This window comes from Acidisoma sp. C75 (assembly GCF_054665095.1).
The window spans coordinates 1-14,794 of record NZ_BAAFHD010000004.1 but is presented as its reverse complement, the minus strand read 5'-3'; the positions used below and the strand labels follow the sequence as shown (position 1 = coordinate 14,794).

The 14,794-nt window shown below is 57.1% G+C and carries 16 protein-coding genes; 10 read left to right on the top strand and 6 right to left on the bottom strand.

All coding sequences use genetic code 11. The annotated features are described in order from the left end of the window. Window positions 1–14: 14 nt before the first annotated feature. Entirely contained in the window at window positions 15–1,655 is a 1,641-nt protein-coding gene (locus ACYQ7X_RS06270) for a hypothetical protein (protein ID WP_459696050.1), read from the bottom strand. Between the two features lie 85 nt (window positions 1,656–1,740). Between ACYQ7X_RS06270 and ACYQ7X_RS06265 the strand changes: the two genes are divergently transcribed. The 8 genes from ACYQ7X_RS06265 (at window position 1,741) to ACYQ7X_RS06230 (ending at window position 9,407) form a co-directional block, all read left to right on the top strand. Next, a complete protein-coding gene (locus ACYQ7X_RS06265) occupies window positions 1,741–2,052 on the top strand; it encodes a hypothetical protein (protein WP_459696049.1) in 312 nt (103 codons plus the stop codon). A 587-nt stretch (window positions 2,053–2,639) separates the two neighbouring features. Beyond that, window positions 2,640–3,296: a recombinase family protein gene (locus ACYQ7X_RS06260; protein WP_459696048.1), complete on the top strand. Its 657-nt coding sequence runs from the start codon at window positions 2,640–2,642 to the stop codon at window positions 3,294–3,296. A 151-nt stretch (window positions 3,297–3,447) separates the two neighbouring features. Beyond that, entirely contained in the window at window positions 3,448–4,209 is a 762-nt protein-coding gene (locus ACYQ7X_RS06255; protein ID WP_459696047.1) for a hypothetical protein, read from the top strand. Window positions 4,210–4,211: 2 nt separating this feature from the next. Continuing rightward, window positions 4,212–4,532, top strand: coding sequence for a hypothetical protein (locus tag ACYQ7X_RS06250; protein WP_459696046.1), 321 nt, complete (start codon window positions 4,212–4,214; stop codon window positions 4,530–4,532). A 41-nt stretch (window positions 4,533–4,573) separates the two neighbouring features. Then, window positions 4,574–4,951 (top strand): hypothetical protein, encoded by a 378-nt coding sequence (locus ACYQ7X_RS06245; RefSeq protein WP_459696045.1) that lies wholly within the window; start codon window positions 4,574–4,576, stop codon window positions 4,949–4,951. Window positions 4,952–5,634: 683 nt separating this feature from the next. After that, entirely contained in the window at window positions 5,635–5,808 is a 174-nt protein-coding gene (locus tag ACYQ7X_RS06240) for a hypothetical protein (protein ID WP_459696044.1), read from the top strand. Between the two features lie 274 nt (window positions 5,809–6,082). Further along, a complete protein-coding gene (locus tag ACYQ7X_RS06235; RefSeq protein WP_459696043.1) occupies window positions 6,083–8,410 on the top strand; it encodes a virulence-associated E family protein in 2,328 nt (775 codons plus the stop codon). A gap of 346 nt (window positions 8,411–8,756) precedes the next feature. After that, window positions 8,757–9,407, top strand: coding sequence for a hypothetical protein (locus ACYQ7X_RS06230; protein ID WP_459696042.1), 651 nt, complete (start codon window positions 8,757–8,759; stop codon window positions 9,405–9,407). On the opposite strand, the gene ACYQ7X_RS06225 is transcribed toward ACYQ7X_RS06230, so the two are convergent. Beyond that, window positions 9,400–9,756, bottom strand: a complete 357-nt coding sequence (locus tag ACYQ7X_RS06225; protein WP_459696041.1) for a hypothetical protein — start codon at window positions 9,754–9,756, stop codon at window positions 9,400–9,402. The two genes, ACYQ7X_RS06230 and ACYQ7X_RS06225, sit on opposite strands and share 8 nt — an antisense overlap. 24 nt (window positions 9,757–9,780) lie before the next feature. Beyond that, window positions 9,781–9,993, bottom strand: coding sequence for a DUF2188 domain-containing protein (locus ACYQ7X_RS06220; RefSeq protein ID WP_459696040.1), 213 nt, complete (start codon window positions 9,991–9,993; stop codon window positions 9,781–9,783). Window positions 9,994–10,212: 219 nt separating this feature from the next. Here ACYQ7X_RS06220 and ACYQ7X_RS06215 point away from each other — a divergent pair, with 219 nt between their 5' ends. Next, window positions 10,213–10,935, top strand: a complete 723-nt coding sequence (locus tag ACYQ7X_RS06215) for a hypothetical protein (RefSeq protein ID WP_459696038.1) — start codon at window positions 10,213–10,215, stop codon at window positions 10,933–10,935. Here ACYQ7X_RS06215 and ACYQ7X_RS06210 read toward each other — a convergent pair. The 3 genes from ACYQ7X_RS06210 to ACYQ7X_RS06200 all read right to left on the bottom strand — a co-directional run bounded on the left by ACYQ7X_RS06210 (window position 10,901) and on the right by ACYQ7X_RS06200 (window position 13,559). Next, window positions 10,901–11,980: a hypothetical protein gene (locus ACYQ7X_RS06210; protein WP_459696035.1), complete on the bottom strand. Its 1,080-nt coding sequence runs from the start codon at window positions 11,978–11,980 to the stop codon at window positions 10,901–10,903. The two genes, ACYQ7X_RS06215 and ACYQ7X_RS06210, sit on opposite strands and share 35 nt — an antisense overlap. Window positions 11,981–12,110: 130 nt before the next feature. Next, window positions 12,111–12,887 (bottom strand): ParB N-terminal domain-containing protein, encoded by a 777-nt coding sequence (locus ACYQ7X_RS06205; RefSeq protein ID WP_459696034.1) that lies wholly within the window; start codon window positions 12,885–12,887, stop codon window positions 12,111–12,113. Window positions 12,888–12,959: 72 nt separating this feature from the next. Beyond that, a complete protein-coding gene (locus ACYQ7X_RS06200) occupies window positions 12,960–13,559 on the bottom strand; it encodes a hypothetical protein (RefSeq protein WP_459696033.1) in 600 nt (199 codons plus the stop codon). Window positions 13,560–14,232: 673 nt separating this feature from the next. Between ACYQ7X_RS06200 and ACYQ7X_RS06195 the strand changes: the two genes are divergently transcribed. Continuing rightward, window positions 14,233–14,424, top strand: coding sequence for a hypothetical protein (locus tag ACYQ7X_RS06195; RefSeq protein ID WP_459696031.1), 192 nt, complete (start codon window positions 14,233–14,235; stop codon window positions 14,422–14,424). Window positions 14,425–14,794: the final 370 nt, after the last annotated feature.

Sequence of the window (14,794 nt, the reverse complement as noted above, 5' to 3'; positions counted from 1 at the left end):
AGTCATAGTATTACTCAATTCGTTGGCGGGCCGGGCTGCTTCCCGCCCTGCGGTGTCGAGTAGTTTGCACCCACACTGGCGGCGTTGCTGAACTCTATCGTTGTGATACCCGAGGCGTTCGGATCAATCACATAGTTGCCGTTTTGCTTCATGGCTGTTCCAAGATGAATGGCCGTAAGCAATTTCGCGTCTTGGTAAACCGACTGTGGCAGCCCCCGTGACAAACGAAGAGTGGTCGTGGCGCTTTGCGGGAAGGTGAACGAATGCGTGACGCCCTCGACGTAAAACATCCAAGGTACGTTATCTTTGAACGGTACGTATGTGAAGGTCGTGCCCACAACAATATCGGGTCGCATCGGCATCACGACTGTCGCATTCGCCATCAAGGCGCCCGGCTCATACATACTCATAACACGTGCCAGAAGGTCGTTGTACAGGGCCGTCATTCCTTCCTGGTTGCCTTGCGCAGCGAGCGATTGCGCGTATATCCCGGCCGGATCGTAGAGCCATTGGGTCTCGGTGATCTGCGGCCGGTAGCCGTAGCCGTTGACCGAGCTTTGATCCTTGTAGGCTATATGCGATGTCACGAAGGCGTTGACCGTGCTGTTATCCGAACCGGTCAGTAGCCCCATGCTGAGCGGATTAATCATGTAGAAATTGCGAACCATCTCCGGCGAGAAGGAGATCACCGAATCATAGAAACCCGCGTTGTCAAGCGTGTAGTTGGGAAGCGCATTCCATCTGCTCACGTCCATTGACCAGGACGGAGCTTGTGGGGTTCCCGCATTCACGAGATGGGGCAGTGGGTTTACACGTCCGACGACCGTCACCTGATAGTTGGGAAACAAGCCATCGAGGGGCGGCATGACGCTTCCACCCGTCGCGCTAGGGTAGAACTGGGATGGCGTGGTGTTGATGAAGAACTCGTACCAAGGCCACTGCAGAAAGGACGAAAGTTTGTTGAACCAAGTGCCTTCGTCCGAAAGAAAGTTCGCCCCGGTCGGGATCTCAATTTCCCCATCGAACTCCTCAAACCACGTGGCTAACATCTTCGAGAACGGAATCTTCTGACCGTTGGCAACATTGAAGGTGGTCGTCGATAGGATGCCGCCTTGCTGCGAAGCGTTTGTCGGATCGCCTGCCATGATGTTCGTGTACCAATTCTTCGCAAGGCTTGCGGGTGTTCCCGCAATGAGGCCCTTGTTTTGAGCATCCAACATACCGACACCGCCCACGGCTGCTGCTGCATTGCCGAACAGAAAAGTGAGGTTGTAATAGCCAGCCGTTGCAAAGAAATACCCGAGGTCCGCTCCTTGGATGTCCGTCACGCGTTGGGCTGTACCACCCGTCCATGCTTGGCGCTCGGAAACGTTGGTCACAATGCCCGCCATTACGGTTCCCTTGTAGCCACCGCGAATAGCGCTGATGACGACAAAGGAACGTGGCGTGCTTAGCTGTGTCCAGGTAGGCGAAGAGGTACCACTTGGGCCACCAGGCGACAGCTGAATAGAAAACGTGCCGTATTCGGCGCCGAGGGTTTTGTCCGTTGCGCATGAAAGAAGGTACGCGTTGGCGTCTCCGATGTAGTACTGGCCGCCTTCGTAAGGATAAACCTCGATGCTGAGCCTTACAGCGAAATTGATAGAACTAGACATTAGGTTTCCGGATTAAATCAAGTTTTAATCTGGCCTAGATTGAGCGAGGGTGCTATAGTCCGCCGGCTTTTTGGGGGAGGCATCGATGCGCTACCGCAGCGGCGAACCGGATTACGCAAATCTATGGTTCAAACTGCAATGGGTGCGGCTCGGCGGCAGAGTAATTGGCGGGGTTGGAGCGGTCGCGGTCTTTGTGATTTGGGGTATTTTGAACTTGGTCGGCGGTCAGGATGTCGGTCAAACGTTTTTGAACATTCTGGCCTTTGCGCTGCCCATAGCCTTCATCGTGCTCTGCGTGATGGCGGTGTGGCGGACGCTTTTCCCAAAGCGGCTGAGCGCTAAGTACATCGAGCCAAACCACAATGTCCGCCGCGATCGGATAGAGCCGCGCTTCTGAATTTCCTAAAATTTCTAATAAAATTTTTTGGAAGACGCCTCCTCGCCGATAGAGGCCGGTAGCCGAAGAGGCCCCCGGGGGTCCTCAGATTCACGTCATAGTGGATTTTCTGAGCGGCAGGGACCCCCCCTTGTGACGGGCGTCCGAAACCACCCTCACCATCCCCGCCGGCCCCACCAATGCTAGCGGAGTTGCGCGCGCAAGGCAAGGTGATTCTTTGCAGCCATACAGATATTTTGACGAATGTTGCTGCATCGTCACGCCGTCACGCCGTCACAGACTCATGGCTGCACGCTTATTCATTGTCACAAATCGGCATGCAGCGGCGACGGCGTGACGGCGTGAGAACCTTGACCGCTTGACGGCGTGAGAACCTTGACCACGTGACCGCGTGACGGTGCGATGGTGCGGCTGCATCATGCCGTAATATGTTGCGTATGCGCATCATGCAGACGGACTCCGATCGCGTTTCGAGTCAAGCGCGATGTCGGCGTGAAGGCATGCGCTTCTTAAAGTGCGAATTGTGGACTCCATGTTTCCGAAGCGGTGTATGGTTCTAAAAGACGCTGGTCAGATGGAATCATACGATGGACAAGTGGGTGAGCTATTACCGGGTGTCGACCCAAAAACAGGGGCGCAGCGGCCTTGGGCTGGAAGCTCAGCAAGCCGCAGTCAAGGGCTACCTCAACGGGGGTAACTGGAAACTCATCGCCGAGTTCACCGAGATCGAATCGGGAAAGGTCAACGACCGTCCGCAACTCAAGGCTGCCCTCGCTCGCTGCAAGCTGACCGGTGCAAGGCTGATCATATCGAAGCTAGACCGGCTCAGCCGCGATGCGGCTTTCCTCTTTAACTTGGAGGAGGCCGGTGTTGAGTTTGTCTGCGCCGATATGCCGCATGCGAACAGGTTGACGGTGAGGCTCATGGCCGTTCTAGCCGAGGAAGAGCGGCGGATGATCAGCCAGCGGACCAAAGATGCCTTGGCAGCCGCAAAGGCGCGTGGGATCAAGCTGGGCGGTACACACGACAAGCATAAGGTTGACCCGGCCCTTGGCCGCGCTGCGTTGGCTGAGAGAGCCGATGAGTTCGCCCAGCGGGTCCTACCGGTCATTCGTCCGTTGCGGGATACAGGCGCGTCTCTACGGACCATCGCAGCGTCCTTGACTGAGCAAGGCATCAAGACATCGCGCGGTGGGGCTTGGACTGCCGCAGCTGTCAATGCGGTGCTTGCACGGGCCGCCTAAGCAAAGCCGCTCTTGCGCTCTTGCGCTGCTACTATAGGTGCTGTGCAACGCGAACGGCTAATCTTCGAAGAGCGGCGGCAATCTCGCCCCGCTTTTCGAGAACAAAACGTTGACTTTTACTAATGCTGCCCTGCAGCGATATCACAACCCGATGCAAGACCCGCTGGTCAAAGCGAAACGGGCATTTCTGAAATCAGAGAAAATGCTAATCAAGGCCGAAGAAGACCTCGCGGAGAAGCGCGAAACGCTTCAACGTCTGCGGGAGCGTGCACTCGCAAAGGGTCTGGCACCCACGCCAGACCCACTGAAGAAGGCCATCGCTAAAGCAAAGGCCGAGGAGCGCGAAGCACAATTGGACCTCGGCGTGATCGAGGAGATGATCGACGAGGAACTCGATGATTTCGACCTCATGAAGGCCGCTAAGCTCATGTTCCAAAAGGGCATGATTCCGAACGCGCGCAGCACGACTGAGGCCTTCCAGATGCTCAAGGCATCTCTGCCATCACGGATGAACCCGGCGGAAGTACAGGTCAAGCCGGGCGTCGATACCCCTTACACGACGACCGCGAAGGTTGGCGATGCCATGAAGCCCGAAGGGGTTTCAGCCGATCAGCCGCACGGCGGGAAGCGGCTAACGATCAATGCGACCACTTACACGGCCATTCAAGCATCGGTTTCGGGTATTCGCGAGATGGCGCCCAGGATCAGCGCGGTCGTCGAAACTGAGGCGGGGGATGCTTTGACCGCCATGGTGGGGCAGAAAGTTAATCTCACGCTGGTTGATCTCAGCGACGAAGGGGCGGTGCCTGTTCGTGGCTACGCTATGACAGTGGACAGCGTAAGCCGCGTGGGCGCTGGCGGCACGTACGCAGTTGCGCTGTCCGGTCTTCCCGGCGCGCTGCGGGTGGGTTGACCATGTGGAAAGCGATTTCCATTGACGGCGCCAACGCTGTTCAAATTCACAGATGCAAATATGAGGTGAGCGAGCCGCCGCTCGAACAGTTGGGCGTTAAGGTCCGTGGCGGCATCCCTGGACGGTTGACGGTGCAAGTTGACCCAACGCTTGACCTTGAGCTTGGTGAGCACGTCGTTGCCGTTTATGGCGGACGGGCGGGCACTAACGGAAAGGCCCGAATGAAGCTGGTTTCCAGCGAGACGATTTACGATCCGGGGCGCGGCGAGCAGCGGGTTCTGACATTTGACCATATCGACCACTACGGCTTTGCGTGCGGATGAGCATATACTTTCGAGACGCGCCCGAGCCATCGAAGGTGCGGGTGACGCTGGCCGATCCCGCTAAGGCGCCGAAGGCAACTTTTGAAATAGAAGGCTGCGAGTATTTCCCGGGCAGCCAAATGGGCGGTGCGGGGTTCCGGCTTGGTTGCGCGGCACGTGCGCCGGCGGCTCGGCCGATGCTCACCCTTCTGCTGCGCGCTGGTGCGATCGGAGATCTTCGGGGACTGATCGAGTCGGGGAGGGATTATGACGTCCATGTCGAAGAGGTCGAACCTGGGCGGGTGGCCGGTTCGATCGCACTGCGCGACGCGCGATTTTGCAGCTGGAATGCAAAACCCGACATGGCGACGGGCCTCACCCGCGTAATATTCGTTGCGGACGGGCCTTCGACGCGATTTGGTGGGAGGTTGACTGCATGAACTGAATAACGTATCGCCCGGTTGAGACACGAAGAGGCCGCCCCGTTGAGGGCGGCTTTTTTGTTGCGCGTGTCAAACGGGTTAGCAGGCGTGACGGCTGCTAGATTAAGCGTTGCGCAGTCAGCGCACATGGGGTTGTCTGCCGTTCTGAAATTAATAATTGACATTTTTCAAGGCGAGGCCCGCAAAATGAAGACCAGAACGGCGGATAGGAAATAAATCATTTCCCCTGTGGGCTACCCTCCGCAACCTATACTAGGCAATCGCGGTTCAGAGGATTAGACTCCCGCTTCCTTATTGCCCTGGCAAAGAAAACCCCGCGCATCATTGTAGACGGCGGGGCTGGAGGCGGCTTGAATTTGACAGTTTCCTGATAGCCGGCAGATCCATACGCAAGCACGCATGCTGTTATCACGATTTCGTGAGGTTGGAGCGTATATCTCAGTAGCAGCCGCTTCAGCCGGCAGGTATGGCAAGCAACCCTACAACATAAAGGGGCTTATGCGAGGCAATGCACTAGATCTAGCGCCCTCGAGGACCTTTGATTATTATACGTGATTAGGAAATGCGTGTCTAGCGATGTCCTTAATACAATAGGAAATCGTATGTTTTTGCGGTATGAAGAAAACAGGCGAGGCACATCTCCGCCCTTCCCCCTCCATATACCAAATGAAAGTCAAACAATGGCGCTGCCATTCGAAACCCGCACATTCACCATCAAGGCCAGCGTGCCGCATTTTCAAGAACTTCGAAAGGTCGCCTTCGAACGCGAAGTCACGGTTTCGGCGCTGGTTCGAGAGATTCTCGGCGCCTGGCTCAAGGGCCGTGAAGCCGATAAAACCCGCGAAGCCGCGTAGATAAAGAAAAAGCCCGAAACCGGTGGGGCCGGAATGGGCTTTGAGTTCGCTTCTAATCTAATGAGTGTTCAATATATACATGCGCACGTCTACTTTTGCAAGCGTTGATGCTAAAGCATCTTGGGCGAATACGCTTACGCTGGCTCGAAATTCTCGATGGCCCGATGAACTGCTAGTCCCGCTTGTGCGGGCTGACGATCTCAGTTGGCCCGAAAAGAAGCGTGGCAAAACGCCGGGCTACCCCGTAGTGGAAGGCTCCCGCACCGCTAAGGGGTTGACCGATTGGCAAAACGGCACAGCGGTGGATAAGCTCGAGGCTGCTGGGTCTTCAGGGTTCAACTTTGGCATTTTAACTGGACGGCCCGTAAACGGGTGGGCGTACGTTGCGATCGATGTCGACGCAAGGACCGAACGCGATATAAACCTGATAGACGGGCCAAGTGATGCCGAATATCTGCAAGTGGCACGAGAAGCCTGTAAGGCGGTGCGCGCGGCCGTTGAGGACGTGACAGGCTTCAGTGAATGGTGGCGTCACACCCGAGAGGGGCGGATTGCGCTTCTTGTCAAAGTGCAGGCGGCTACGCCAACGGTCGGGCATCAGAGTATCTACTTTTCAAAGGGTGGTTCCACCTTCGGCGAGGTCGAGTTGCTAGGCTCGGGAAACCAACTGGCAGCGCTCGGCACATATGCCAAGACCCTGATGGCGATCGAGTGGAGGTGTGAGGGTGAGGAACCTGTGGCAATCTTGGATACGTCTCAGGTCGCGGAATTCGAGTCAGTCGAGCAGGTTAAAAAGATCGTCGAGACGGCCTTGAGAGACGCGGGCTTCACCGTCACGGCAAAAGACCCCAACCAGCGGAAGCGGGTTACTGTTGAGCGGCAGCCGGGCGCTCAACAGGCGCACACCCCAAAAGGGTTGCGAAGCGAAGCGGCTGATGCCCTCATGCGGAAAGTCTGTCTTGAAGGTGCGTCTGCCGAGGAAGCGATGGAGGCCTTGGAGACTTCCCCCGACTATGGGGTGCGAGACTGGTACGTCGAGAAAGGCGGCTGGGAAAGCCGGGAAGTTCAACGGATCTGGCAGAGGGGTCGCGCAAACCGAATTGCGCGCGAGGTTGTCGAAGCGAATAGGGCGGAACAGATCACAGATGCCGACCTTTACGCCAAGGTATGCGCGGCGTGGTGCGCGGATGCCGATGGATTTCGGTGGTTCAATGACCGTGGGAACCCTGGCGGCAGTGACGATAGCGAGGCACGCAAGGTGTTTAACGGCATTCTCCTGGGTTTCGAGACGCTGGCCGCCGAGGAAGAATTCGCGCCGCTTGAACCGGCCAACTCGAATCAGCCGGCAGGTGTGATCGCGCCCGACGAGACGGCGTGGAGGCAATACATCAAGCGGGACGAGAGGAACGCCATCCTCAAGAATGAATTCAATGCGGTCGCGATTCTGAAGCACGCCCCAATTTTTCGTGACCGACTACGTTTTAATGAGTTTGCTCTAACGGCTGAGTTTGATGGCCGCGAGCTAACTGATGATGACATCACTATGATTGCCTGCATCGCGCAGCAGAACTATGCGAACATATCCGGTGCGCTCTTCGACAAAGCTGCAACTCTGGTAGCAAAGCTTAACCCCTATCATCCAATTCGCACGTGGCTGCAGGCTCAAGTCTGGGACTGCGTTCCGCGCATTGATACTTGGCTCATCGAGCATGCAAGCGCAGAAGACAGCGCTTTCAACAGAGCCGTAGGCCGGAAGTGGCTAATCTCGGCCGTCGCCCGAGTGATGGATCCAGGATGCAAAGTTGATACGGTTCTGGTCCTCGAAGGACCGCAGGGCATGCTCAAGAGCACACTCCTGGAACACCTTTGCCCCGACCGCACATGGTTTCGCAGCGGGATGCCGCCCCTCTCCGATCACGACGCCATGAGCGGTTTGCGTGGCAATTGGATCATTGAACTCGCGGAACTTTCGGCCATGAGGCGTGCCGACTTGGATAGTGTTAAGGCTTATCTCGCAAATCGGGTCGACAAGTACCGGCCAAAGTACGGCAGGCGGGACATCACGGTGCCTCGGCAAAACGTCTTTGCTGCCACCGTCAACGATGATTCATACCTTAAGGACGCCAGCGGTGCCCGCCGCTTTTGGCCTGTCGCCTGTGCGGTCGGGAAACCTGTAGGGTGGGAAATAGACATCGCAAGCTTCGATGGAGTCGTTCCGCAGATCTGGGCCGAGGCAGTTGCCGCCTATGCCGCTGGTGAGGCGTGGTGGCTCGAAGGCGCTGAAGCAAAGGCGATGCAACGGGATGCGGCGGAAGATCGCTTCGACACCGACGAGTGGCACAACCACGTCGTTGAATGGCTCCATGAGCGAGGTAGCCCTAGCGAGATAACCATCGGTGGGGTGCTGAGTTCTTGCCTGGGCATTTCTGCTGACCGGCAAGGACGGGCGGAGCAGAACCGGGTTAGCGCCGTCCTGAAGCGCTTGGGCTACTCTCGAAAGAAGATCCGGCGCGGGAAAGCCACACCCTGGGCATGGGTGGTGGAACACGAGGAACCGATTTCGACCCCGGCAACAAGTCTGTCGGATCTGTTGACCGATTAGTGTTCCTCATGTTCCTCAAGTTCCCTAGAATTCCCTATATATATATTTGGTGCTCTCCACCCCCACCACCTACGGTTTCTCAGAATATCTTTTCTAGCTAATAAACGTAGGGAACATGGGGAACAGAGGAACAATCCAGATATATTCTAGACCTTTCTGTTCCCTAGTGTGTTCCTCATCGCTCTAAAGAAGCCCCCCGGTGGGGAACACGCCCATATCGGCCCCCACCCGAACACGCAAGGTCGCAACCCTGATGGGGAACACTCTCCAAAACCCCTAACCCCTCCAACCCCGCGCCCAACCGAAAAACCAATCGGCGCACAGCTTTTGAATTGACGAAACTAAAATGACTATCCCGACCAATCCGGTGGATCTCATCCCCGGGCTTACCCTCCCCAAAACCGGACTCGCCATCATCGCGGGCGGCTCTGCCACCCATCTCCCCCAGATCTTGGCCCTCACAGCGCTGCACAGCGCAACCGGTCACCCGTTCGATGATGGCCCTGCCACGCGACCCCTTCGCACGGTCCTCCTGACCGCCGACCCCGATCAAACTCAGCGAACCATCTCCGCACTCCGATGCCTGATCGACCTATCCGGCGGTTGCCTCCTTACCACCATCACCGCCACCACGCTCGAGGACGAAGAGGCCGCAACCGCCGCGATCACCACCGTTGCCAGAACGCGTCCGGAGTTGATTGTTATCCCCGATGAGGCTTATAGCCGCACCGCCGTCCCGCTGCTTCGCCTGGAGACGCTATTGCGCCTGCGAGATGCCAACCCCGGCGCGCTGGTGCTGACGGCCGACCGGAGCTTCCATCCGCGCTACGCCCGGGCGGCTGATGCCTATCTAAGAGCGCGATGGCACGATGGGCGGTGCATCATCACCGGGCCGGGTGCAGAGGTTGCGCGGTTCGACGTGCGCGAGATGAGCCGATCGGCTTTTATCACGTTGCCGCGCTTGGTGGCACCCAAGACCGATTTGCAGATCATCTAGCCGACCGGATTCTATCAGCCTCTATATGCCAGGGCGCTAGGCTTTCACCGTCCTCTAACCACTCCTCATGGCGTGCCATAACCCGCTGGTAGATTTTGAAAGATGGAACGTCGGACCCGTCGGCTGCAAGCTCTTCGTCAAGAACGCTCTTGAACTTGAGACGGATCACCCAGCCGGAATCGATCACTGACCCGAGGCTGGCGAGCGCGTGAATGCTAGTGTTCTCTTGTACATCGAAAGGACCGCCGCCGAGGCCGAAGCTGCCATCGTGGATCGCACGCTGGATCATCGCATTATGATGCAACAAGACCTCAGCGCATTTGTTAATATCAGCTTCTTTCATCGACATCGGCACCACAAACCGCAAATCGGATCATGGTCTCCTCCACTTGTCCGGGTGGCCCGTCGAGACGTTTCGGACGCGCTCAACGTGGATCGTCGCGCCTGGATTCATCTGGCGGGCTCGCTCGATCGCCTCTTTCTGAGTGCCCTCGATAGCACTGGCTCGGTTGGAGTTAGGCCTCCTAACTGCGAAGTCGCCACTGTCCCGGCGTTTCTCGATGAAATACTCGTTGTCTTCGCTCATGATACGGTCGCCCACCTTTGCTACATGTTGTGGTATCCTCTAGCCACACTCACTATATCTAGTCTTCGTGACGCGTTGCGGTAAACAGTTCGTGATCCAAAGCCGCACGGCTCCTCTGCCTGTTGACAGGGTTTTGGTAGTTCACCGGTTTTAGCTAATCCAAGCGGACATGCCTGCACGTGTTGACGCCCGTTCCGGCTCGGGAGCAAAGAAGTATTCATGACCGCTGACGAATCGGTTTTCAACGATGAGCCTCCACCCCGCCGGGGCGATGTAGTATTCGGGTCAGGCGGCGCACCGGCTACGGAAGCTTATGTTCATAGCATTGACAATGCGATGGCTTACCAAGACGGGTACCGCCGCGCCGCGCTCGCGCTAGTGGAGCAAGTCTGCTCAAACGGCCGGGGGCAAGATTTCCTCGTCTACCCGATCGTCTACCTCTACCGGCACCACGTCGAGTTGGTAATGAAGTCAATTGTAAAGACGACTCATGCTTTGATGGATCACTCCGCTACCGCAGAAGAGCAAGCCATCCTTGGGCGACACAATTTGATGGACCTGTGGAAAACTGCCCGGCCCTTGGTCAATCCCGTCTGTGCCCTCGGTGGTTGCGCTGATCTCCCTGAAGCCGATCTAGAGGGTATAGACTGGTATATCTCGGAGCTACACAGGTACGATTGCGACGGCCAGCGGTTTCGCTATGCGACAGCCAAAATCAGAAATCGAGGTGGAGGAGTTGAGCGGTCCCTTCCGAAGGATCTGGTCACGATCGACTTGCATCAGTTTGCTACCGCGATGGAAAAACTCGCCGATTATCTCGAGGGAATGGACAACTGGTTCGGCGACCTACTCGAAGCGAAATGGCAACATAAATATGCTCGCATGCCTCGGATCGTAACCCCGGAGTCTAGTTCAGACCCTTCAAGGAATCTTGGCGCTTAGCGACTGCCGCTTGGCACGCAGAAAACCCCCTGTAGAAGTCGTAGACCGACTCCAGGTTACCGATGGTCGACGGCTCGCCAACTTCGACGGCAATGGGGTCGCCGTTGGCATTTCGCTGCGTGATCACTACGTCATCGTGTAAGCCGCTCTGTTGATCGAACGTGATCAGGTCAGCTGGTGACGTGGGAATGGCGGACGTCCCACCTTCGATACAGTTGTTATAACGGTTGAGGATATACCACGCGGTGGCGGCGTGCGCCTCCTCTTGCGCCGCTCGCTCCTCTTCGGCCTTTGCGGCTCGCTGTTGCTCAGCTTGAACTTTCGGATCTGCCTCCTTCAGCCAATACAGAACGCTTTCCGTCGCACGGGCAGTTGGCGCGTGCCAGTGAACCCGTCCCGCTTTAGGATCAATGTCGAAGGACATCGTTTCGGGGACCATGCAACCACTGAGGCACTCGTCGTCATCGTGATGTCGCTCTACATCGCTTAGCGTCATGCGGTTGTTCGTAACGTTGACCTTCAAATCATTCACGCTGTCCGCAACCAAAACCTCGACTGGCTTTTCGTTGCGAACAACATAAAGTGTGAGCTGTAAGTCGCTAGTGTGATCTGCACCAAAGCTGTCACTCGCTACGACGGTAACTAGCGCATATGGCTTAGTTCCAATAAGATAGACACCAAAGGAATATCCTAGCTCGTTCTTGTATGCAGGTGGCTCATTTTGATTATACGGCTCATCTTGCGGCGAATACACATCACTCGATGCATCGATTAGCGGTTTTCCACCGACATAAACTTGCTCAGTGCAAGCGGGGTCCATGCCCTGGTTAATACCGGCATCTGACGTCTTGCTAAAGCTCAAAGATATAGGCAGACCGCCAAACGTCTGTCCCTCCACGCCCTTGAGCGTGCTGCACTGATTTGCACTTGTCACATGTTGCGCCATGAGGAGTGGCGAGATCATGATGGCTTGCCCAGTGACATGAAAGGTCTGAGCGATTGACGGGTTAGCTGGTTCCGTCTCCGCGCAAACTGGGGCGCTCATGCCCGTCACTCCAACTATAAACACCGCTGAAGCTAGCCATGTCCTCATAGTTGCGCCTCCCAATTTCTGGGAATTATTGACTATTTTGGCTGTTCCGGCTAGGAATCTTCGTGCTGAGACCGTGAACGGGCTAATATGGGTCCATTGCCATCAGACCCAACGCCCGACCCCGCCAGTCCGCCGACCCACGGTTCCAGACGGCGAACAGCGCCCGCCGCCAATCTTCCTCACTTTCACCCGGGTCTTTAACGACCGGGGACGGTTTGGGCTTCTTGGGCGCTTCGCGAATCGCTTCGAAGGCTTTGCGTTGCTCATTCGAAGGGAGTGCTGCCAGACGGTCTAGGACGGTTCCCTTGTCGTGTTCCGTACCCCGGATGTCCTCGAGGATATCGGCGCGGACGTTCTGCCCGCGTTGGGCGTCACGTTGGACCCTGCGTTCGCTTTGACCGGTCTTGGTGGCCGTATCCTTCGTAAAAGCCTTTGCACCGATCAAGTCGCCAAGTTGGCGACTTGATTTCCTATCCCCACCATGCCGCGTCTCGGGATGCTTCGCCTCGTACGCATCCTTGCGCCGTTGGGTGAACATCGCCCGCTCGGATGGCGTCAGCTGGGTGCCGCAGAGGTTTTCATCGCACTCGGCGATCTGGCGGTCGAGGTCGTCCAGATCTACCACGTTAGCCTCTATCTCGGTGAAGCCGAGCGACCGGCAGGCCTCGAGGCGATGGAGACCCGCGACCAAGCCGTACCCGTCCTCGGGCATCTGACGACGATAGATGCGGCAGCGATGGACCGTGATGGGGGATAGGAGACCCACTTCGCGGATACTCTCGGCCAGGGCGCGAACTTGGTTATCATCAGCTCCCCGGAGCCGGTCTCCGGGGGTAATGTAGTCAATCGGGATGAGCATGGTGGGTTACTCTTCGTGGGAATTGGGACGGGTAGATAATGTCGAAACGTTTTTGAGCGTGTGCGGCCACGCCTATACGGGTTGCGAGCACTTCGAGTAGTCACTCGCCATGATGGCCCATTCCTCGGCCGTCCCGTCGACCACGGCAGACTTTGCCCCGAAGATGACCATCTCGGCTTCGCCACGTTCGGTTGTGTGATGAACGATCCGGCTGGAAGGCACTTCGGCCCGGAGGAGGAATGGCTGTTTACCCCCGGCGCGTCTCCGCCAGTAATCGACAAAAAACGCAGCTACCCGCTTGTCTGTGGTCCAACTCCATCCGGCGCGAACCCGGTCCAAGCTACCTACGCCGCCGCGCCAAAGGGTGGCCCTTTTCGGCAAGCCAGTTGGTTTGGCACCGTTTGCCTTGAGGATCTGCCAGGCAAGCCGGCGGCCAAGCTTTGCGACAAAGCTCCGATGATCCTGAGCCCACACATCTGCGACCACGGCGCGAACTGCCGGATGCCCCTGTCCGAGCACTCTTACAAGTACGTACATGATCATGGGGCGGTCCTCGTTCATAGCGGCGAAGGCCACCTCTTGCGCGGCTGCAACATCACCCGCAAGGGCGGCATCGATCTGAGGATCTGGTGATAGGCAGCCGGCTATCAGGTCGCGGGGCGTAGAGATCACGGCTTCGACCTCGAGTAAGGGTTCGGCCGCGAGCCATCCCGCCACCTCGACGCACGGACATAAACCGATACCTTAAGTCAATCTCTGTTTTGCAGGATATGACATCGCAATGAAACACTTGACGTACGATAGATTTTCCGACCCGCCACAATTTTTCACAATAACGTAATGACCGCATCCAATCGGTGTGAGGTTCGCATTGAACTCTGCGCTTCTAAGAGCAACTGTTCTGGTTCACGCCTTTTGTTCGGCGTGACACGAACGTGCCCCTTGACTGTGACACAAATCTGCTCCACGAATTGTGTCACACCGCCGCAAGCCATTGAGAAGGCACGGGGATTTCCCGCTACCGTGGAGTCCAGGTCCCCCAGCCACCTCTTCAAGAGGCGGGCACAATTCCGTTTTGGCATCAGAGACTTGTCTGTTTTAAAAGGACTTTGTCGCGCCCTGCCAGACCGACACTCCTACGAAAACCTACTCCGGAAGGGCGCGCATGGAAGGTTTCTGTGGCCAAGTCCGTTGCCGTCAAAGGCTCGCCTACCCCCACCCGCGGATGACCGTACCCGCCCCCTTTAGGTTTAATTAATCAGCTCTGGTCGACTGTTCTAAGAATTCGCGTGCCTGAAAAGAGCCGTCAATTTAGTAGCGCGCCGTGCTACAGGAGTGGGGCGAAATGGCTTATGAGGCTATCCGCGCTGGCGTGAAGGCGGTGGACCGCCTGCTTTTAGCTCTTACGATCTGTGCAGCCATTATCGCGGTCATTGTTATGCGCGCAGAGATGAGAGTAGAGCAGGAAGTCCTGTCGAAGGTGGGCGTAAATTTGACGGTCCCGCTTGATCTTCCGGCTCTTGGCAAAAACCCATAGAAGACTTCTTCAAGCCCTCTATGGGATTGCAAGTAGAGCCACAGGCTGCCCGGCTCAAGGAGTCGGACGGCGGTAGCCCGACGAGGTGCAAGTTGAACTGCTCCCCGTTTGGACCGGACACCGCCCCCGCATCGAGCCCTCCTCGGCAGCTCTCGATGAACGCTGACCGAAACGAAGTCTTGGTGTTCATATGGGACCGCGCGGGCCTCGCTGAGCCTCTCCGGGAGGCAGCCAGACACCAAAGTGCTGCGGCACCGCCCAAAAAGGCGTGACAATTGCGCTGGCGGGTAAGCGTCGCGGCACCGGCACATTGCGGCGCGCGGTAGCGCTTTGATGCAAAGCGCGGATGGACGAACCGCCTGACATCATT

Bases quoted from the DNA above. Each gene is read 5' to 3' on its own strand.
- ACYQ7X_RS06270 (WP_459696050.1), bottom strand. From the start codon at position 1,655: ATGTCTAGTTCTATCAATTTCGCTGTAAGGCTCAGCATCGAGGTTTAT.
- ACYQ7X_RS06265 (WP_459696049.1), top strand. From the start codon at position 1,741: ATGCGCTACCGCAGCGGCGAACCGGATTACGCAAATCTATGGTTCAAA.
- ACYQ7X_RS06260 (WP_459696048.1), top strand. From the start codon at position 2,640: ATGGACAAGTGGGTGAGCTATTACCGGGTGTCGACCCAAAAACAGGGG.
- ACYQ7X_RS06255 (WP_459696047.1), top strand. From the start codon at position 3,448: ATGCAAGACCCGCTGGTCAAAGCGAAACGGGCATTTCTGAAATCAGAG.
- ACYQ7X_RS06250 (WP_459696046.1), top strand. From the start codon at position 4,212: ATGTGGAAAGCGATTTCCATTGACGGCGCCAACGCTGTTCAAATTCAC.
- ACYQ7X_RS06240 (WP_459696044.1), top strand. From the start codon at position 5,635: ATGGCGCTGCCATTCGAAACCCGCACATTCACCATCAAGGCCAGCGTG.
- ACYQ7X_RS06230 (WP_459696042.1), top strand. From the start codon at position 8,757: ATGACTATCCCGACCAATCCGGTGGATCTCATCCCCGGGCTTACCCTC.
- ACYQ7X_RS06225 (WP_459696041.1), bottom strand. From the start codon at position 9,756: ATGTCGATGAAAGAAGCTGATATTAACAAATGCGCTGAGGTCTTGTTG.
- ACYQ7X_RS06220 (WP_459696040.1), bottom strand. From the start codon at position 9,993: ATGAGCGAAGACAACGAGTATTTCATCGAGAAACGCCGGGACAGTGGC.
- ACYQ7X_RS06215 (WP_459696038.1), top strand. From the start codon at position 10,213: ATGACCGCTGACGAATCGGTTTTCAACGATGAGCCTCCACCCCGCCGG.
- ACYQ7X_RS06210 (WP_459696035.1), bottom strand. From the start codon at position 11,980: ATGAGCGCCCCAGTTTGCGCGGAGACGGAACCAGCTAACCCGTCAATC.
- ACYQ7X_RS06205 (WP_459696034.1), bottom strand. From the start codon at position 12,887: ATGCTCATCCCGATTGACTACATTACCCCCGGAGACCGGCTCCGGGGA.
- ACYQ7X_RS06195 (WP_459696031.1), top strand. From the start codon at position 14,233: ATGGCTTATGAGGCTATCCGCGCTGGCGTGAAGGCGGTGGACCGCCTG.